This is a genomic window from Synechococcus sp. RS9909 (assembly GCF_014279595.1).
Taxonomy (GTDB): Bacteria; Cyanobacteriota; Cyanobacteriia; order PCC-6307; family Cyanobiaceae; genus Synechococcus_C.
This window is the reverse complement of the sequence record NZ_CP047943.1, coordinates 2,542,848-2,560,539: the sequence shown is the minus strand read 5'-3', so window position 1 is coordinate 2,560,539 and position 17,692 is coordinate 2,542,848. Positions and strand designations below refer to the sequence as shown.

Below are 17,692 nucleotides of genomic sequence, written 5' to 3'. Positions count from 1 at the left end.
GATTGAAGACATCAAGCCCCGCAATCGCGGGGCTTTTTTATTGGCGGAATTGTTGGCTCAGTTGGGTGCTGGCCATTTTCCGCCGAACGTCGTCATTCAGCTCCTGGCTTAACTCCAGCAGGCAGCGCTGACTGGAAGGTGTAGCGATGCAACCGAGCGCGCGGAAGGCGGCCTCGGCAACAGGCAGGGAACCATTTCCACACAGCTCTGCCAGCTTTTCGCTGATCAACACGCCATCGCGGCGTTGCAGAACCCGAATGGCGGCCACAACGACTGGATCGCGAAAATCATTCAAAACCTCTTGGCAGAATTGCAGCAGTTCACCGTCGTCGAGGCAATGGGATCGGAAGCTGAGCAGTTGAAGACCGGCAAGTCGGTGCAGTTGGCCCGGGTGATGCAGGCAATTCACCACCACCGATTCGGGAACTTCGGCACCCCAGCAGGCGAGAGCCTGAACCACCATCAGGTTGGCGGCTTCATCATCTGAGGTTTGCTCGAGTTGAGCCAACAACCAATCGCGGGCTTCGCTCTGGTGGCAGAGTCCTGCCGCCATCACCAAATCGGGCAGAACCCCGTGGTTGGCGAGGAGGTCTTGGATCACGGGCCAGCCGCGCTCGGCCTGCATCCCCAGTTTTTCGCAGAGGGCTCGCCGCAGATCAACAGAAAGGCTGGGGGAGTAAACCTCCCCCAGCCAAGCGGGCTCCAAAGGAGCGCGTCGAGATCGGGCGAGCCGTTCCCAGAGAACGGCTTCGTCGTTCATGGATGGATCAGCGGGCACCCAGTTCAGCAGCGAGCTCACGCTCCAGCTTTTCATCGTGCTCGGTGGGCAGCACGTTCTCCATCGGTGTGCGATGGGTGCTGTAGAAGAGCATGCCGATGAACACCATGCCGCCCACGATGTTGCCGAGGGTGACAGGCAGGAAGTTCCAGAAGATCACCTTGGTGAAGGGCACGCCTGAACCGAGGATCGGGCCAGCGGTGTGCAGGAACTGGTTCACCACGATGTGCTCCATGCCCATCGATTGGAAGGCGGTGATCGGAAGCCAGCAGGCCAGGATCTTGCCGGGAACGCTCTTGCTCACCAGAGCCATGGTCACGCCCAGGCAAACCAACCAGTTGGCCACGAGTCCGCGCAGGAAGGCGAGGAAGAAGCCCATGCTTCCCAGGGCCTCGTACTTCTTCTCAACGTTGATTTGATTGAGGGCCATGATTTTCTGGGCCACGGCATCCCAGATCGGCGGGCCGACGTTGTCAGCAGCGCCATCCATGGTGCCGCTGGTGAGGCTGATGGCCATGATCACGGCCACAACGGCGGTGCCGATCCAGTTGCCGATCCACACCCAGACCCAGTTGCGGAAGGTGGCACCCCAGCTGCTCTTGCCGGCCCAGGTGGCCATCGGCAGCAGGGCGAAGTTGCCGGTCACCAGCTCCATGCCGAACAGCACGATGCTGGCGAAGCCGAAGGGGAACAGCAGCGAGCCCACAAAGGGGGCTTTGACGGTGATGCCCACGGTGAGGGCCAGGATCACCGCCAGGCCAAGGATGGCCCCGGAGTAAAAGCCACGGATCAGCAGGTTCTTCACGCTGACCGTTGATTTTTTGCCGCCGGCGGCAATCATGCCGTCGACAAGCTCATTGGGTAGGACGTAGTCCATCAGATGAGATTGAGAGTTGGACGAAGGTTTTGATGTCAACCGCTGATGCGGTTCATCAGGCGGGAGAACAGATCAGGGCTGCCGCCCTGACGGTTGATGGCGGCTCCGTCGCGACCACTGGCGCTGAGCCAGTTGACGAAACGAGAGAACACGTCGTTGCGGTTGGCCATGACGGTGAGGGGGAGTGGTCGGTGCGGGGAGCCGTGACTTCAAAAGGAAGCGTCACGGCCAAAGCAGCGATCAGGCCTTCGGGGTGGCCCCGAACTTGTCGATCAACACCTCTTTGAGAGCGGTCTTGATCTCATCGGCCGGGATCGCCTTGCGGTGGATTTCGCCGACCGTTGGGTTGGCGCCTTGGGATCCACCAAGGGTCATCACGTAGCCCTCACCCATCACGCCTTCACTGTTCTTGGCCTTGGTGCCGGTGAGGCCGATGGCACCCATGTAGGCCTGGCCGCAGGTGTTGGGGCAGCCGGTCCAGTGGATTTTCAACTCCTCGGGAAGATTGAGCTCCTGGTCCAGTTCCTTGGCCGCTTCCAGGGCTTGGTCCTTGGTGTTGGTGAGACCAAAGCCGCAGTAGGTGTTGCCCGTGCAGGACACGGTGCCAGCGGCAATGGTGCCTGGCTCCAGCGGGAAGCGCTGCACCAGGGCGTCTGCCTTCAGGGCGTCGAGCTTGTCGTTGGGAAGGCCAACGAGGATGACGTTTTGATCTTCGGTGAGACGCACCTCGCCATTGCCGTAGTTGAGGCTGGCGGTCGCAAAATCCTGCAGATCCTTGGCGGTCAGGCGACCCACCGGAACATGCAGTCCGGCAAAGGAGAGGCCTTCCTGCTTCTGCGGATGAATTCCGTAGTGGGATCGGGGCGTGGTGTTGAAAACAGAGCCTGGGTCGGGGGTCAACGGACCGAAGAGTTCTTCCACCTGGCTGCGGAACACGTCGTGGCCCACCTGATCCAGGTAGAGACGGAAACGACCCTTGGGGCGCTTGTCGCGCTCACCGTTGTCGCGCCAGAGCCGGATCACGGCATCGGTCATCTTGCAGATTTCATCTGGCTTCACCCAGGCGTTCAGGGGAACGGCATAGGCGTTCATTTGCGATGACAGAACACCGCCGATCCAGACGCCAAATCCCATCACTCCATCCCGTTCCACGGGGTGGAAAACGATGTCGTTGTGGAGCAGGAAGTTGTCTTTTGCGCCGGCAACGGCGGTGTTCCACTTGCGGGGCAGGTTCGAATACTCCGGGTTGCCCTGGCAGTTGTTGGTGAGGAAGTTCTGCAGCTCGGTGGTGTAAGGCCGCGTGTCGACGATCTCGTTGGGATCGATGCCGGCGATGGGGTTGCCGGTGACGTTGCGGGGATTGTCGAAGCCGGATTGGATCGTGCTCAGGCCGGCTTCTTTCAGCCGCTTGAGGATTTCCGGCAGGTCGCCCAGCAGCACGCCGCGCAATTGCAGGTTCTGACGGGTGGTGATGTCGCAGCTGCCGTTGTCGCCGTAGCGCTCAACGATGGAGCCAACCACCCGCAGCTGATCGGCCGTCAGCACACCATTGGGCACCCGCAGGCGCAGCATGAATTTGCCCGGCGTTTTCGGACGCCAGAACATGCCGTACCACTTCAAACGCAACTGAAGGTCGGTTTCATCCACCTGTTCCCAGCCGAGCTCGGCGAATTTTTCGATTTCGCTGCCAACCAACAGGCCATCCTTGGCCGCCTTGTTCTGCTCGATCTTGTTGAGCTTCTTGCCATCCAGGTAAGGCCTGGAGGGAGAGCTAATGGTCATAAGTCGATTAACGAGTGGGCGGATTGATTGCTCAAAGACGAGGCGCGAATCAATCGAGATGGCCCGAAGACCGGCAACGCTTCAAAACGAAGGGGAGCGTTGGGTTGATCGAATAAACACTGCGACGGCGACCCTGGTCCGTAACAAAGAGAACACTTTTGGTGCTAGTCAATCCCAGGGCTTTGTCCTGACCGATTTGTAAAACCGGCTACATCTGGTGGTTCCCACGAGGCCGTAAAAGGCAACTTGCTTCGGCCTCAGTATTGGCGTCCAATTTCGCCAACCATGCGCACCGCTCCGGCCCGGAGCATCTGCCAAACCCGCTTCATCGCAGCGAAGTCTTGGTCGAGTTCGGAGGGTCCGGCGGGACGGTCGAAGCTTCGGTCGTACCGGTCATGCCGGTCGTAACGGGCCTCCCTGGGGTCGTATCCCCGGCTGTACCTCTCGTCCCGGACGTCGTTCCGCCCGTCGTACCGGTCGTCTCGGAAGTCGTATCGCTCAATGCGTCCGTCCAGCGGTTCCCGGTAGGAGCGGCTGTCCAATGGGGCACGATCAAAACGACGGCGGGGCGCCATGACTCATCCAACGTTCACAACAACCCGATGACATCAGCCGGCATGGTCATCGATCCGTGGCCATTGCTACGAAATGATGCTTCCGATGGGGGGCGCCAGGGGTTGCATCTGGTGGTGCATGGCCGCAGTGGAGGTGTTGTTCCTGAGTGTTTGGCCTCTCTGCCGGACCTTCTGGCTCAGCGGCGCTCGGCGCCCGTGCAGTTGGAGGTGCTGACGGCTGAACAACCCGTATCGGCGCTTCCCCAATCCTCTTGGATCGTTCCCCTGCTGCTGCTGCCTGGGGCGCATGCCCGCACGGATGTGCCGGCGATTCGCAACAGGCTTCGTGGTGCCGGAGCCAGTGTGCGTCTGCTGCCCTTTCTGGGCTCTTGGACCACATGGTGGAACGCTGTGCTCTCAGCACTTCCGTCGTCTGAGCGAGCTGATGCCGTGCTGGTGCACCATCCCCTGCGCCCGGGGGTGGCGGATCGCTTCCTCGCGATGCTGGCGTCTCGCCTGGCTTTGCCCTTGGTTGCCTTTGATGCCTGGCCCGAGTTCCAGCAGCGCCATCCCAGGGCCAGGCCACTGCCACTAACCCTTGCTCCCAACCGCATGACGGATGCGTTGAGCGAAGCTGGTGGATTGCCTCCTCTGCTGGAGCATCCACCCACCCGTCAGGCCCTGATCGATCTGCTTGTTTCTCTGCCGTGACCACCGCTGAACAAACCGGAACCGTTTATCTGGTGGGAGCCGGTCCCGGTGATCCCGAGTTGCTCACGCTGAAGGCGCATCGGCTGCTGAGCCAGTGCGATGCGCTGGTGTACGACTCGCTGGTGCCCGAGGAAGTGCTGGATCTTGTGCCGGAAACCTGCGAACGCCGTTTTGTCGGCAAGCGTCGCGGTCATCATTCGGTGCCCCAACCCAGCACCAATGCCGTGCTGGTTGAAATGGCCCAGAAGCACAGCACCGTGGTGCGCTTGAAGGGGGGTGATCCCTTCCTGTTTGGTCGTGGAGGGGAAGAAGCCGCTTACCTGGCGGAGCGGAACATTCCTGTTCAGGTGGTGCCTGGTGTCACCGCTGGCATTGCTGCCCCTGCCTACGCCGGAATTCCCGTCACCCACCGGCGGGCGGGGTCATCGGTGACCTTCGTCACCGGTCATGAGGAAATCGACAAGCGCCGTCCCTCCGTGGATTGGCGTGCCCTGGCTGCGGCCAGTGACGGATTGGTGATCTACATGGGGCTGCACAACCTGCCCCGGATCGCAGAGGAGCTGATGGCGGGTGGTTTGGCTTCGACAACCCCCGTGGCGGTGATCCAGCAGGGCACGGTGGCGGGGCAACGCTGCCTCAAAGCCACCTTGGTTGACGTTGCCGATCAATGCCGAGCCGAAGCCTTCAAGTCACCCTCGATCGTTGTGGTGGGTGAGGTGATTGATCAGCAGGTTGAAGCCTGCATGCCCTCACCGGCAGCGGTCACGATGCCGATTCCGTTCTGAACGGCTCCGCTTGATTCCGCTCTATTCCTTCAAGCGAGCCCGGAGCTGGGCCAGGTTGCACGGTCGGGTGTCGGCATCGAGTTGAGCCCGGATGAGCCGGTTCCAAGCAGTGGTCACCGCATCCAGAGATCCCGGCAGCACAAACACGAATGTGCCGTTGGCCACGCCGGCCAGGCAGCGGCTTTGCAGGGTGCTGGTGCCGATGCTTTCGAAGGAGAGCACACGGAATAGTTCACCGAATCCTTCGATGGTTTTGTCCAGCAGCGGTGCCACTGCTTCGGGGGTGCCATCGCGTACGGTGAGCCCGGTTCCGCCGCTGGTGATCACCACATCAACCCCAGGATCGGCGATCCAGCGGCTCAGTTCACGGCGGATTTGATAGCGATCATCCGGGCAGAGTTGTCGCTCCTGAAGGCGATGCCCCGCGTCTTCAAGGCTGCGCTGCAGCTGATCTCCGCTGCTGTCGTCCGCCAGGGTGCGTGTGTCGGAGATGGTGAGCAGGGCGATGGAGAGGCCCATGGCACAGCGGCGGAGCCCTCGGACGCTAGAACCACTCCAGCTGCAATGGACGTGGTGCTGAAGGTGCTGCTGTTCGCTTCCCTGCGAGAACGCGCCGGTTGGGCCGAGCGTTCCCTTCCCTTCACACCAGGCGTCTCGACGGCCCGTGAGGTCTGGAACCAGCTGGATCTTGGTCCGCTGGAGGGCATCAGCATTGCGGTGAACCAGGAGTTGGTCGGTGCCGATCAGCCGTTGCAGGCCGGTGATGAGCTGGCCTTTCTTCCACCGTTCACGGGGGGGTGACGCGTGACCGATTGCCGTGTGGAGGTGTGCCCGGATCCCTTTGATCCTTGGCAGCAACTGGCGCTTTGGAGCGGGGATGCCGCGGCCGCTGCGATCTTCATGGGTCGGGTGCGTCCCACCACCATGGATGGCCGGCCTTTGGAGGCACTGGAGCTGGAGCACTTTCCCGGCCTTTGCGAACGTCAGATCACGGCAATGGCGCTGCGTCTGCAGCAGGAGCACCGGGCGGGGTCGATTTTGGTGCTGCATCGGGTGGGCAAGCTCGCCCCCGGTGAGCCGATCGTGCTGGTGGCGGTGCAGGCCGATCGCCGTGGGGCGGCGCAGCGCTGCTCGGCCGCTTTGTTGGAACAACTCAAGCACCAGGCCCCGTTCTGGAAGCGGGAGTGGTGCGCGGGTCAGGGCACCTGGCTGGCGGCCAACACGCCGCTCTGATCAAGGCGCGGGTGCTGCAGCTGGTAGCCCAGCTGTTTGAGCCGGCTGTTGCGAATCCGTCGGCCCCCTGAACCCGGTTCGTCCTGCCCAAGCCAGCGCACGGGGGCCAGGCCCTGGCGCTGCAGGCTGCGGCCTACCAGGTCCCGCAGCCGAAGCGGCTCGTCGTTGACCACATTCACCAGACCGGCCCATTCAGCATCGAGAGCGGCTTCAAGGGCACCGGCGGCATCGGCCACATGCAGCCAGTTGCTGTAGGTCGAGCCGCTGCCAGGGCGTTCCAGTCCGGCGAGCCCGCGTAGGCGTCGATCGAGATCGCGGCCAGGGCCATAGAGCGCCCCGAGGCGCAGGATGCACACCCGTCTGTCGCTGATGCCGCTGAGCAGTTGTTCGCTTTTCAGCAGAACATCGCTGTGGCCGCTGCCTGGTGTGGGTGGCGTTTGTTCATCCACCCAGTCCCCCGCGGCATCGCCGTACACCGAGCAACTGCCCGTGTAGACGATCTGCCGCAGTTTCGGCAGTTGTGGCAACAGCGACGTCAGGCAATGGAAGCTGTCGACGAAGGTGTGGCGGTAGCCGTTGGCATCCACCTGGCGATCTCCCTTTGGCCCGAGGCAGAACACGGCATTGCTGCTTTTCCGCAGAGCCTCCCGCAATTGCGCGGGGTCTGTGGCGTCGCACAGTTCCACCCGATCGGCGAGGGGGCTGAGTTGCTCCAGCCGTTCGCTGCTGGTGGTGGTCAGCGTCAGCTTCAGCTGGGGGCGTTTTGGTTGCAGCCGCTCCGCCAAAGCGAGCCCCACGTAGCCGCAGCCAACGATCGTCAGGTCCATGGCGGGGATGGCTGTTGGGGCGACCCTAAGGAGACCGACCGTTGGCTGCCGTCACGGACATGACTGATCAGTGGACCCTCAACCGCCGCAATTTCGCCGGCCACTGGCAGGGCTGCGGCCATTGGTTTGAGCGGGACGGCAGCGGTCGGCTGGATCTGCAGCATCCGACCCGTTGGATCGACCCCACCACCTACGCGATTTCCTTTTCCGATGACGACCACGGGGTGTGGGATGGATCGGGTCTGGCCTTTGCCCCCGGGGGTAAGGCCACCTATCCCATCAGCCGGGCCACCTACAACGCCGGTGGAGGCTGCTGGCAGTTCCCCGGGGCGGGCGGTCAGTCCAGCCGGGGGTTGGATGCCGAGCGTCCTCGCTTCGGCCATGAGATCAACTTGTTCTGCGGTCGTTCCCGCTCGATGCTGGTGCTGCTCTGGGAACCGCTTGACGGCCGCTGGCGTTTGCAGCGTGTTGGGGCGGTGGGTTTCCGTTGCATGAACGGCACCGATCCCGAACCCGACCGTCCCGCATGCGGGACACCCGAGGCCTTGCTGGCGCAGGTGCAGGGATGGAGTGGCGAGCGGCAGATGCTCAGGCCGCAGGCGGGGGTGAACGGCCAGGCGGAGGACGCCGCTTCGCTGGTGTTCGATCCAAGCCAGCTGTTGCACAACGACTGCTCAGCGGTGATGCCCGACGGCTTGGTGTTTTCGGTGCCCAGTGAGCTCCCCAGTGCGCCCTTCAGCCTCGAGATCGGTGGCCGTCTCGGCGCTGCCCTGTTTCAGCAGATCAGCATCCATTTCGATTCAACCGGCAGGCTCATGGCCTGGGAGCGCCGCTGGTTTCAGCCTGATCCGGCTCAGAAAATCCGCTGACGGATGAGCTGGGCCCAGAGACGGGTGCCGCTTTCGAGCGGGCCGGCTTCCGCTGGCAGTTCCAGCAGCAGATCGGCCTGTTGCAGGGAACCGATCCTGGACGAGGCCTGCGAGCCATCCACCCGTGCCAGCAGCGTTCCTGCGGCGTTGGTGTCAAGGCGGGCCCGAGCCAATTCCGGCCGTCCCGGTCGGCGGGACAACGGGTCAGCGAGTTCCACCATCACCCGGGGGAATAGCTCCGGTTCGCTTTGGCCCTCCAGAACCTGCAGGGCGGGCCAGAGCAGTTGCAGGGCGGTGACCGCCGCCGCCACGGGATTGCCCGGCAGTCCGAAAAATGGCACGCTTTCGCCGATGCTGCCGAAGGCGAAGGGGCGCCCCGGGCGTAGGAACAGTTTCCAGAAGTCCACGGCACCCAGCCCCGCCACCAGGGGTCGGATCCAATCGGTGTCGCCAGCGGAGACGCCGCCGGTGCTCACCACCACGTCGCAGTCATGGGCCAGATCCAGCAGGGCCTGGCGCAGGGCGTCGGGTTGATCGGCCACCACCCGTCGCTGGGTCACCGATTGCCCCAGGGCTCGGAGCATCGTCTCCAGAAGCGTGCCGTTGCTCTCCCAGATGGCACCGGGTTGCCGCGCTGTTCCGGGTGGCACCAGCTCGTCCCCGCTGATCAGCAGCCCGATGCGGGGTTGCTGCGCAATGGTTAGCTCGGCGATGCCGCAGCCGGCGAGGCGTGCGAGATCGGCGGCACCAAGGCGCTCTCCAGCGGCCAGCAGCAGGTCCCCCGCTCGGCATTCCTCATCCTCGAGGCGAATCCAGGGACGATCCGACGCCTCTTTCACCAGCTGGAGGCTGGTGCCGTCCACGCTGATCAGCTCCTGGGGCAGCACCCAGCCGGCACCGTCCGGCAGTGGAGCGCCGGTGAGGATGCGGATCGCATCGCCGGTGGCCAGGGTTCTGTTGAAGGGCTGGCCGGCGGCGGAGCGTCCCTTCAGCTGCCAGGTGTCCCCAGGTTTGGGTTGGTGGCTCTGCCCCAGGGCGTAGCCGTCCATGATCGAAGCCCGGAATCCCGGAACGGCCGCGCTGGCCAGCACATCCGCAGCGCTCACCCGGCCGAGGGCCTGCTGCAGCGGCACTGTGTTGCTGGTTGTGATCGGCTGAAGCGCCGCAAGAACCCGTCGACGTGCCTCTTCCAGAGGTAGCCCTTCGCGTCCGTAGGGCTCAGCGTTTCCAGACACCGTTCCTCCCTCCTTCCTTGAACTCCAGCTGGATCGCCTCGATCGTCATGGCTGGATCAACCGCCTTGAGCATGTCGTAAAGGGTCAGCAGCCCCACGGACACGGCCGTCATCGCTTCCATTTCCACCCCGGTCTGGCCTGTGGTGCGGCAACGGCAGTGGACCACCAGGCCAGGCAGGGAGGCGTCGGCGTCGATCGACACATCCATGCCACTGAGTGGCAGCGGATGGCACAGGGGAATCAGCTCCCAGGTGCGTTTGGCGGCCTGGATCGCTGCCACCCGGGCGACCGCCAGAAGATCTCCTTTCGGTGTCTCGCCCCGCTGGATCAGGCCGAGGGTTGAGGCGTCCATGCGAATGGCGCCACGGGCATGGGCTTCGCGGTGGGTGGTCGGCCGGTCCCCCACGTCCACCATGTGAACCTCGCCTTGCTGGTTCAGGTGACTCAGATCTTGCGTCATTCGATCAAGCTCACAACACCGCTGCTGAGTTGGAAACAACCCACCACCAGTTTCAGCGCACCGCTGGCTTTGGCCTCAGCCAGAACGGCGCTGCGTTGAATCAAGGTGGAGGCGCTGGCGAGGGCGTTGCGCTTCACGGCGTCCTCGAGATCGCTGCTGCCGTTGATGTTCTCCCGGATGGGTTGGATCAGTCGCTCCAGGGAGGGGGTCAGCGGGTTGGTGTCCATCGCCGCCGTCACGGCTCCGCAGTCGCTGTGTCCCATCACCATCAACAGTGGCGTCTTGAGAACGCTGACGCTGTATTCAACCGAGGCAATGGCTTCGGTGAAGGCGGTGTTGCCGGCGTTGCGGATCACGAACAGTTCACCAGGGGTGGTGTCGAACACCCAGCTCGGCGACACCCGTGAATCAGAGCAGGTGAGCACGGTGGCCCAGGGATGTTGGCTGGTGGCCAACGCCCTGGGGGAGTTGAAGCAGCGCGGGTTAGCGCCCGCCGTTCTGGGTGTCGTTCCGTCGTCTTGTTTGCCCTGGCGCCAGGCCTCGGCAAATCGGCGGTTCCCCTCCATCAGGGCCTCGAGTGGATCATTCGGGCTGCAGAAGCCCTCCTCTGCTGCCTCAACGGGGCGCGCTTGGATCAGGGCGGCCAAGGCCAGACCGCCCGTTCGTTGGAGGAATTGACGGCGCTGAATCCCCATGCCGGCACCTTATGCGGGCCGGCTGGTGGGCTGTGCTGCGTGGGCAGTGCGATCAGCGCTCGCCGAAGGCAGACCAGAGGGTGGCTTCGGAGCCCACAACAGGCTCAACGGCGGGCTGGATGGCAGCAGTGGGTTGGGCTGTTGCGGCTGCGGTGGCACTGGCGATGTCGCGCTCGGCCAAGGGAGCCCAGAGAGCGGCAGGGCCGGCGATTACCGGCTCCACGCCAGCGGCACCGGCCTGAACGGAAGCCGTCTGGGTGCGTACCAGCTGCACGGCGAGGGAACCAACGATGAAGGCGCCCAGGAAACCGGCGGCCAGGGTGATCGGGCTGCGGCCGGAAGCGGACGAGATGCTGCTGGTCACGGCAGAAACTCTTTAAACAGAGCTTCAGTATGGAAAAAATTGGTGTGAACGACTACTAAACAGGTTGAATTGTGTAGCGGAATTAACAGTTTCTATGGGATCAAAGCCCTGCATGGGCTGTTGTTGGAGTGCTTCAGCCGTGACCCATCCATGGGACATTCCCAGCAGCATTCCGAGGGAGAGGGCGAAGCGCACAGACCAACATTTGTAACGGGGTAAACATCTCTGTTTCCGTGGGCTTCCGTTGTCATCATTGACACCGATCAAGGCTTTGGTTGATGTCCAGCCGCCGTAATTCCGCCTGCCATTGCTTTGCCTTTGAACAGGACTTCATCGGCAACTGGCGCTGCATCCCTCTGTGTGTGCGACGCAAATTGGATCTGTGTGGGGTGAAGTTGAAGCTCAACCACTGGCTTGAACTTTCCCAGGAGCAACGTCAAGCCCTGGTGGATTGGCCGGATGGCGCCGATGCTCTTGAGCAGCTTCGCCAACACCTGCGCGATTGCACGCGCTCCATGGCCGATGGCATGGCCAAGGATCTGCCACCGGTGAGTGGTGCCCCCTGGCAACAGCAGGCGGAGCTGCCCGCTGTGGTGCAGGAGGCGGCCACAGTGCGGGGTGTGGCGCTGACCCTGGAGCAGTGGACCCAGCTCAGTGAGCTGGATCGCTTTGCCTTGTGCAAGTTGGTTCGGCCTGGGCACGACCACCACAACCTTGAGGCAGCCTTCAGCGAAGTGCTGGTGTGAGCAGCCGGCGCAGGGCCTCCAATCGTCCTTTCTGCTGTTCAACGGGCTTCACCACCGAGACGGCGGGAGCCACGATCACCGCGCAGGCCTTGAGTTCAGGCTGCTTTGACACCGGGCAGGCCTCGTCGTGCATGAGGGTGTTGGCTTCGCAGGCTTTCTCCTGGGTGAATCCCCAGTGCATCGGCAGGAAGACCGACCCACGCCGGATGCGATCGGTGACTTTCACCGTGGCGGTGAGGTGGCCGCGGCGTGAGCTGATCGCCGCCAGTTCACCGTTGCGCAGTTTCAACTCCTGCGCGTCACCGGGGTGAATCTCCAGCAGCGGCTCGGGATGCTGTTTCATCAACCGTTCCACCTTGCCGGTGCGGGTCATCGTGTGCCACTGGCCCAGGTAGCGGCCTACCGTCAGCACCAGCGGATAGGTGTCGCAGGGGGGTTCCGCTAGTCCCAGCGGTTGATCGGTGCTGAAGCGGGCGCGTTTGTTGGGGGTGGCGAATTGACGGTCTTCGTAGAGACGTTTGGCTTCTGTGGTGGGGGTGCTGCCGCTGGGATAGGGCCATTGCTGCGGTCCTTCGCCTTCCAGCAGTTCATGGCTGAGGCCGCTCACATCGCAAAGCCTGCCCTGGGTGAGAGCTGTGAATTCGGCGTACACCTCAGCCGCTGATTCGAAGTTGAACTGCTCGCTGTAGCCCAGGCGCCGGCCCACCTCGGCAAACATCTCCCAGTCGGGACGGCTCTCGCCGAAACGACGCCGGTAGGCCGGGCAGTAGGTGACCCGCCGTTCGGAATTGGTCATGGCGCCGGCCTTCTCGCTCCACTGGGCTGCGGGCAACAGCAGGTGGGCGTAGTGGGACGTTTCCGAGTCGGCGTAGGCCTCGCTCACCACCACCAGCGGGCACTTCTGCATGGCCGACTTCACCCGGTCAAGATCCGGGAGGCTCACCAGGGGGTTGGTGGCGGCCACCCACCACAGGTCCAGCGCCTCCTGTTCCATGGCCTCGATCTGCTGCCAGGCCGCCAATCCGGGCTTGGTGTTGATTCGTCCTGCCGGCAGCTGCCAGGCCTGCTCCACTTCGGCGCGGTGTTCGGCGTTGGCCACCAGGCGGTAGCCCGGCAGCAGGTGGGCCAGGCCTCCGGCTTCGCGTCCGCCCATGGCGTTGGGTTGGCCGGTGAGGGAAAACGGGCCCGCTCCTTGCTTGCCGATCTGGCCGGTGAGCAGATGCAGATTGATCAACCCCTGCACCACGGCCGTTCCTTCACGGCGTTGGTTCACCCCCATCGACCAGAGGCTGAGCACCTTCTCGCGCCGGTGGAACAGAGCCGCCACTTCCCGAAGGCGTTTTTCGGGGATGTTGCAGAACAGGGCCACCCGTCTTGGGGTCCAGCGGGCGGCGACGTCAAAAAAGGCGTCGTAATTCTCGGTGTGGTCGTCGATGAAGGCCGGATCCTGGCCGTTTTCGCGCAGCACCAAGTGGGCAATCCCGTGCAGCAGGGCCAGGTCGCTGCCCGGTGCAATCGGCAAGTGGATATCGGCGGCTTTGGCGGTGTCGGTGCGGCGTGGATCCACCACCACGATCTTGACGCTGCCGGGGTTTTTGCGTTTCCGCTTCAGCAGCCGCTGGAACAGCACCGGGTGGCATTCGGCCGTGTTGGTGCCGATCAGAAACGCCACTGTGCAGTGGTCGAGGTCTTCATAGCTGCAGGGGGGACCATCGGAGCCCAGGCTGCGGGTGTAGCCCGCCACCGCTGAGCTCATGCACAGCCGTGAGTTGGCGTCGAAATTGTTGGTGCCCAGGGCGCCTTTGAGCAGCTTCTGGGCGAGGTAGTAATCCTCGGTGTGGAATTGACCGGAGCCGTACATGGCGATGCCATCGGCGTTGCCGCGCCGGGCCACGCTCGCCTGGATCTGGCCGGTGATTTTGTTGAGAGCGTCGTCCCAGCTGATCGGCGCGAAGTCGTCCTCAAGGGTCTGGCGGAACAGGGGTTGGCGCAGGCGGCCTGGGGCCAGGGTTTCGCCGACGGTGGCGCCCTTGATGCAGACCTGGCCAAGGCTTGAGGGGTGTTCGCGGTCGCCGCGGGCGGTCCACATCGGGTTGCCCTCGGCATCCCGTTTCACGGCCTCACCCTTCACGGCAGGAGGCAAGAGCTCCAGGCCACAACCCACGCCGCAGTAGGGGCACTGGCTGCGCACGCTGCGGGGTGAGTTGGTCATGCAGGAACCAAAAAAAGAACAAAACCCGGAGCCGAAGCTCCGGGTCGTTGTGCAGCGACAGGGTGCTGCGGAGGGAGATGGATCAGGCGGTTTCGCCTTCGTGCAGGTCTGCGAAGGACCCCTTGGGCTCCTTCAGGAAGAAGAAGCAGAAGAAGGCCACGATCAGACCGGCCACACCCAGGATCTGGAAGAAGGCGCTGTTGGAAGCCGCGATCACCTCGGGGGTGGGTTCGCCGCCGCCGCCCATCCACATCGGCAGGAGGCTGAAGATGGTCAGGTAGGTCACAGCACCAACGTTGCCGTAGGCACCAACCAGGCCGGCCACCTGGCCGGTGACGCGACGCTTAACCAGGGGCACCAGCGCGAAGGTGGCGCCTTCACCGGACTGCACGAAGAACGAAGCGAGCATGGTGATTACCACGGCAACGGCAATGCCGGTGGTGCCGGTGAAGGTGCCGGGCTTGATCATGCTCATCACCAGGTAGCCCACGCCGAGACCGGCAGTGAGGAAGCCCATGGTGTTCTTGCGGCTGCCGACGCGGTCGGAGATCAGACCGCCAGCAGGGCGGGCGACCAGGTTCACGAAAGCGAAGCAGGACGCCAGGATTCCGGCGGTGGCCTTCGGCAGATCGAAGGTGGTTTCAAAGAAGGTGGGCAGCATCGAAACCACGGCCAGTTCAGAGCCGAAGTTCACGATGTAGGTGAGCTCGAGGATCGCCACCTGGCGGAACTCGTAGCGATCTTCCTTGGGATAAACCTTGTTGCCGAGGATCAGGTCGCGGTTGGTGCGAATGATTCCCCAGGTCTGGAAGGCAAACCAGACGGCAACGGCACCGAGGGCAAGGGGGTAGGTGCTTGCGGTGAGGAAGCCCACCTTGGAAAGGCGCCAGCAGAGCACGCAAAGGATGGCTGCGAAGGGCACGTTCATGCCCAGTAGACCCCAGAAGTCGCGCATGGAAGTGACTTCCAGGCCGGCGGATTTCGCCGGGCGCTGATACGTCTTGCCGGGGGGGGTGTCGGTGACGTTGAAGAAGTAGAAGAGGCCGTAGACGGCGGAGACGATGCCGGTCAGGGCGATGGCACCGCGCCAGTTCAGAACAGCGCCGGTGGGCAGTTCGAAGCCGCCGGAGAAGGAGAGGAAGCCAGCGAGGGCCACCATGCTGAGGGCGGAGAAGGCGGAGCCGAAGTTGCCCCAGCCGCCGTAGATGCCTTCAGCCAGGCCGATTTCCTTGGGAGGGAACCACTCGGCCACCATGCGGATGCCGATCACGAAGCCGGCGCCAACGATGGAGAGCAGCAGACGGGCCACCACCAGCTGGTTGAAGTCCTGAGCGGACGCAAACAGCAGGCAGGGAATCGCCGAGAACACCAGGATCGAGGAATAGGTGATCCGGGGTCCGAATTTGTCCAGCAGCATGCCGATCAGCACGCGCGCCGGAATGGTGAGGGCCACGTTGCAGATGGCCACGGTGCGGATCTGACCAACGGTCAGACCCAGGTCCGCTTTCACGGTGGTGGCCAGAGGGGCCAGGTTGAACCAGACCACGAAGGTCAGGAAGAAGGCGATCCAGGTCAGGTGAAGGGTTCGGTACCTGCCCTGGAACGACCAAAGGTCGCCAAGCATTGAGGAGAAGAGAAGGAACCTCGGGCTTCAAAAGGAAAGGTGCCCGGGGATGGCAAAACGGTCGAAAAGAGAATCCGTTTGACCCGCGCAGTTAATCAATTCGTCGGGCCCGTGTTTGGTCGGATTGGTTACCAATTTCTGTTTTTCTGTGCCGAAGCAAACATCAACGGGGCTGATTGATCGGATCAGACGTTCTTGTGCGGCAATGATTTGGTAGCGGTTGCAACTTTTGTGGGTTGTTGGACTCCGCTGGTGCAGATTGTTGGTCGGCGATGTGAACCAAGGCTTGCGGGTTTGTGTGCTCAGTGGCGGAAGCAGCCGTCGCATGGGGCGTGACAAGGCCCTCCTGCCGCATCCCTCCGGTGGTGTCTGGCTCACGGCCCTGGTCGACCAGCTGCTGCCCCTCGGTTATCCGGTGCAGGTGTTGAGTCGTCATGCCGCCCACGCAGAGCTGCTTGCCCACCGGCCGGGATGTTCCGTGCTGCTGGAGCCCCCTCCCTGGAATGGCCCTCTGCAGGCGCTGGCCAGGCTGTTGCCGTCTCAGCCTGGGGAGGCTGTGTTGGTGCTGCCGGTGGACATGCCCCGTTTGCGCACCGCCGTTGTCCGGCAGCTGATCGCAGCCTGGAATCGTGCCCCCGATCAAGCAGCAGTGGCCCATGACGGGCAACGGTTGCAGCCGTTGCTGGCGGTGATCCCCTCCGGTTCTCCCTTCCGCTCCTGCCTTGATCAGCAACTGCAACGCGGCGAGTTGCGCTGGATGGATTGGTTGACCTGCGTTCCCCATCAGGCGGTGCGCTTGCCTCAAAAGGCGTTGGTGAATGCCAATTGCCCTGCAGATCTGGCAGCGTTGGAGGGATGAGCACGTTGTTGCCGCTCGCAGACCGCCTCAACCGGCCCATCGGGGTGTTGCGGTTGTCGCTCACGGCCCGTTGCAATCTCGCCTGTCCGTACTGCTGTCCGGATGTGGAGGAGCCCCCTGGCCTGCTGACGCTGGAGCAGCAGATGCGCGTGATTCGTGTGGCCGCGCGCCTGGGGGCACAAACGCTGCGGCTCACCGGTGGAGAGCCGTTGTTGAGCCGGCGCTTGTTGCCGTTGTTGGAGGCGGTGGCCCAGGCCCGGCGGGATCGTTCGGATCCGATCGCTGGTTTGCAGGCCGTGGCGCTCACCAGCAACGGGGTGCTGTTGTCGGAACCGATGGCGCGGGCGTTGCGTGCCGCAGGGCTGGATCGAATCACCATCAGCCTGGATGCGGCGGAAGGGGAGGCAGCGGCGCGCATGGCTGGTCTCAAGGGTGGTGCCGTGGCTGGAGACCGCCTGGTGCGCCAGGTGCAGGACGGCATCGCGGCGGCCTGCGCCGCTGGCTTTGACCCCTCATGCGGCGAGCTCAAGCTCAATGCCGTGATCCAACGGGGGATCAATGACGATCAGCTGTTGCCCTTGGCCAATTTGGCCCGGCAGCAGGGGATGGAGCTGCGTTTGATCGAATACATGGATGTGGGCAACCGCAACCAGTGGACGCTGGACCAGGTGCTGCCGGCGGCGCAGATGGTGGAGCACATTCATGCCCGTTGGCCCCTGGAGCCTTTGGGTCGCCCGCGGGGTGGGACGGCCCGGCGTTGGCACTACCGCGATGGTGCTGGAACCATCGGTGTGATTGCCTCCATCAGTGAGCCGTTCTGCGGGGATTGCAACCGCTTGCGTGTCACCGCTGATGGGCAGGCGTTCACCTGCCTGTTTTCTGCTGAAGGCACCGATCTCAAGCCCGCGCTCGCCTCAGAGCCTCAGCTTGAGCAGGCCATGCGCCAGCTCTGGCAGCGACGCCAAGACCGCTACAGCGAGGAGCGTGATCCAGCCGCTGTTGCGTCAACCCATGCGGAAATGGCGTATTTGGGGGGCTGAACCGTCGTGATCGTCACCGTTTTTGCGTGATGCCCCCGGTA

The 17,692-nt window shown here is 63.4% G+C and carries 21 protein-coding genes; 8 read left to right on the top strand and 13 right to left on the bottom strand.

All coding sequences use genetic code 11. The features are described from left to right. Positions 1–37: 37 nt before the first annotated feature. The 4 genes from SynRS9909_RS13600 to SynRS9909_RS13585 form a co-directional block, all read right to left on the bottom strand. Positions 38–760, bottom strand: coding sequence for a HEAT repeat domain-containing protein (locus SynRS9909_RS13600; protein ID WP_186593757.1), 723 nt, complete (start codon positions 758–760; stop codon positions 38–40). Between the two features lie 7 nt (positions 761–767). Continuing rightward, positions 768–1,655, bottom strand: a complete 888-nt coding sequence (locus SynRS9909_RS13595; RefSeq protein WP_186593756.1) for a formate/nitrite transporter family protein — start codon at positions 1,653–1,655, stop codon at positions 768–770. Positions 1,656–1,690: 35 nt separating this feature from the next. Then, positions 1,691–1,825, bottom strand: a complete 135-nt coding sequence (locus SynRS9909_RS13590) for a hypothetical protein (RefSeq protein ID WP_006851080.1) — start codon at positions 1,823–1,825, stop codon at positions 1,691–1,693. A gap of 70 nt (positions 1,826–1,895) precedes the next feature. Next, complete coding sequence (locus tag SynRS9909_RS13585) at positions 1,896–3,437, bottom strand: ferredoxin--nitrite reductase (protein ID WP_186593755.1); 1,542 nt, start codon at positions 3,435–3,437, stop codon at positions 1,896–1,898. Positions 3,438–4,054: 617 nt separating this feature from the next. On the opposite strand from SynRS9909_RS13585, the gene SynRS9909_RS13580 reads away from it, so the two are divergent. Continuing rightward, entirely contained in the window at positions 4,055–4,702 is a 648-nt protein-coding gene (locus SynRS9909_RS13580) for a DNA mismatch repair protein MutS (protein WP_255445931.1), read from the top strand. Beyond that, positions 4,699–5,487, top strand: coding sequence for a uroporphyrinogen-III C-methyltransferase (gene cobA, locus SynRS9909_RS13575; RefSeq protein ID WP_186593753.1), 789 nt, complete (start codon positions 4,699–4,701; stop codon positions 5,485–5,487). Before SynRS9909_RS13580 ends, cobA begins: the two co-directional genes overlap by 4 nt. A gap of 21 nt (positions 5,488–5,508) precedes the next feature. Here the strand turns inward: cobA and moaB are convergent, their stop codons facing one another. Then, positions 5,509–6,006, bottom strand: a complete 498-nt coding sequence (moaB, locus tag SynRS9909_RS13570; RefSeq protein WP_186593752.1) for a molybdenum cofactor biosynthesis protein B — start codon at positions 6,004–6,006, stop codon at positions 5,509–5,511. Positions 6,007–6,051: 45 nt separating this feature from the next. Between moaB and SynRS9909_RS13565 the strand changes: the two genes are divergently transcribed. Together SynRS9909_RS13565 and SynRS9909_RS13560 are read left to right on the top strand one after the other, a co-directional pair. Beyond that, the gene (locus SynRS9909_RS13565; RefSeq protein ID WP_115081347.1) at positions 6,052–6,288 is read left to right on the top strand and encodes a MoaD/ThiS family protein; all 237 of its coding nucleotides are present in this window, start codon (positions 6,052–6,054) and stop codon (positions 6,286–6,288) included. Positions 6,289–6,291: 3 nt separating this feature from the next. Further along, positions 6,292–6,720, top strand: coding sequence for a molybdenum cofactor biosynthesis protein MoaE (locus SynRS9909_RS13560; protein ID WP_186593751.1), 429 nt, complete (start codon positions 6,292–6,294; stop codon positions 6,718–6,720). Here the strand turns inward: SynRS9909_RS13560 and SynRS9909_RS13555 are convergent. Beyond that, on the bottom strand, positions 6,684–7,547 hold the full coding sequence (locus SynRS9909_RS13555) for an NAD-dependent epimerase/dehydratase family protein (RefSeq protein WP_186593750.1): 864 nt from the start codon (positions 7,545–7,547) through the stop codon (positions 6,684–6,686). The genes SynRS9909_RS13560 and SynRS9909_RS13555 overlap by 37 nt on opposite strands. Positions 7,548–7,606: 59 nt before the next feature. Between SynRS9909_RS13555 and SynRS9909_RS13550 the strand changes: the two genes are divergently transcribed. Next, the gene (locus SynRS9909_RS13550; RefSeq protein ID WP_186593749.1) at positions 7,607–8,416 is read left to right on the top strand and encodes a hypothetical protein; all 810 of its coding nucleotides are present in this window, start codon (positions 7,607–7,609) and stop codon (positions 8,414–8,416) included. On the opposite strand, the gene SynRS9909_RS13545 is transcribed toward SynRS9909_RS13550, so the two are convergent. From SynRS9909_RS13545 to SynRS9909_RS13530, 4 genes are read right to left on the bottom strand one after another with little or no spacing between them, the layout of a single operon-like run. Then, a complete protein-coding gene (locus SynRS9909_RS13545; RefSeq protein ID WP_186593748.1) occupies positions 8,401–9,651 on the bottom strand; it encodes a molybdopterin molybdotransferase MoeA in 1,251 nt (416 codons plus the stop codon). The two genes, SynRS9909_RS13550 and SynRS9909_RS13545, sit on opposite strands and share 16 nt — an antisense overlap. Continuing rightward, positions 9,635–10,111 carry a cyclic pyranopterin monophosphate synthase MoaC gene (moaC, locus tag SynRS9909_RS13540; RefSeq protein WP_115131388.1) on the bottom strand — a complete coding sequence of 159 codons (477 nt, stop codon included), beginning with the start codon at positions 10,109–10,111 and terminating at the stop codon, positions 9,635–9,637. The genes SynRS9909_RS13545 and moaC overlap by 17 nt, the downstream gene beginning before the upstream one ends. After that, entirely contained in the window at positions 10,108–10,806 is a 699-nt protein-coding gene (locus tag SynRS9909_RS13535; RefSeq protein WP_186593747.1) for a carbonic anhydrase, read from the bottom strand. Before SynRS9909_RS13535 ends, moaC begins: the two co-directional genes overlap by 4 nt. Positions 10,807–10,858: 52 nt before the next feature. Next, complete coding sequence (locus SynRS9909_RS13530) at positions 10,859–11,170, bottom strand: hypothetical protein (RefSeq protein WP_186593746.1); 312 nt, start codon at positions 11,168–11,170, stop codon at positions 10,859–10,861. Positions 11,171–11,448: 278 nt separating this feature from the next. Between SynRS9909_RS13530 and SynRS9909_RS13525 the strand changes: the two genes are divergently transcribed. Then, a complete protein-coding gene (locus tag SynRS9909_RS13525; protein ID WP_114988767.1) occupies positions 11,449–11,916 on the top strand; it encodes a nitrate reductase associated protein in 468 nt (155 codons plus the stop codon). On the opposite strand, the gene SynRS9909_RS13520 is transcribed toward SynRS9909_RS13525, so the two are convergent. The 3 genes from SynRS9909_RS13520 to SynRS9909_RS13510 all read right to left on the bottom strand — a co-directional run bounded on the left by SynRS9909_RS13520 (position 11,897) and on the right by SynRS9909_RS13510 (position 16,079). Next, complete coding sequence (locus SynRS9909_RS13520) at positions 11,897–14,128, bottom strand: nitrate reductase (RefSeq protein ID WP_186593745.1); 2,232 nt, start codon at positions 14,126–14,128, stop codon at positions 11,897–11,899. The two genes, SynRS9909_RS13525 and SynRS9909_RS13520, sit on opposite strands and share 20 nt — an antisense overlap. Positions 14,129–14,210: 82 nt before the next feature. Next, a complete protein-coding gene (locus SynRS9909_RS13515; protein WP_186593744.1) occupies positions 14,211–15,752 on the bottom strand; it encodes a NarK family nitrate/nitrite MFS transporter in 1,542 nt (513 codons plus the stop codon). A gap of 27 nt (positions 15,753–15,779) precedes the next feature. Next, entirely contained in the window at positions 15,780–16,079 is a 300-nt protein-coding gene (locus tag SynRS9909_RS13510; protein WP_186593854.1) for a hypothetical protein, read from the bottom strand. On the opposite strand from SynRS9909_RS13510, the gene SynRS9909_RS13505 reads away from it, so the two are divergent. Both SynRS9909_RS13505 and SynRS9909_RS13500 read left to right on the top strand, forming a co-directional pair. Continuing rightward, positions 16,078–16,611 carry a molybdenum cofactor guanylyltransferase gene (locus SynRS9909_RS13505; protein ID WP_255479180.1) on the top strand — a complete coding sequence of 178 codons (534 nt, stop codon included), beginning with the start codon at positions 16,078–16,080 and terminating at the stop codon, positions 16,609–16,611. The genes SynRS9909_RS13510 and SynRS9909_RS13505 overlap by 2 nt on opposite strands. Next, the gene (locus tag SynRS9909_RS13500) at positions 16,608–17,651 is read left to right on the top strand and encodes a GTP 3',8-cyclase MoaA (RefSeq protein WP_186593743.1); all 1,044 of its coding nucleotides are present in this window, start codon (positions 16,608–16,610) and stop codon (positions 17,649–17,651) included. Before SynRS9909_RS13505 ends, SynRS9909_RS13500 begins: the two co-directional genes overlap by 4 nt. The last annotated feature ends 41 nt before the right edge of the window (positions 17,652–17,692 follow it).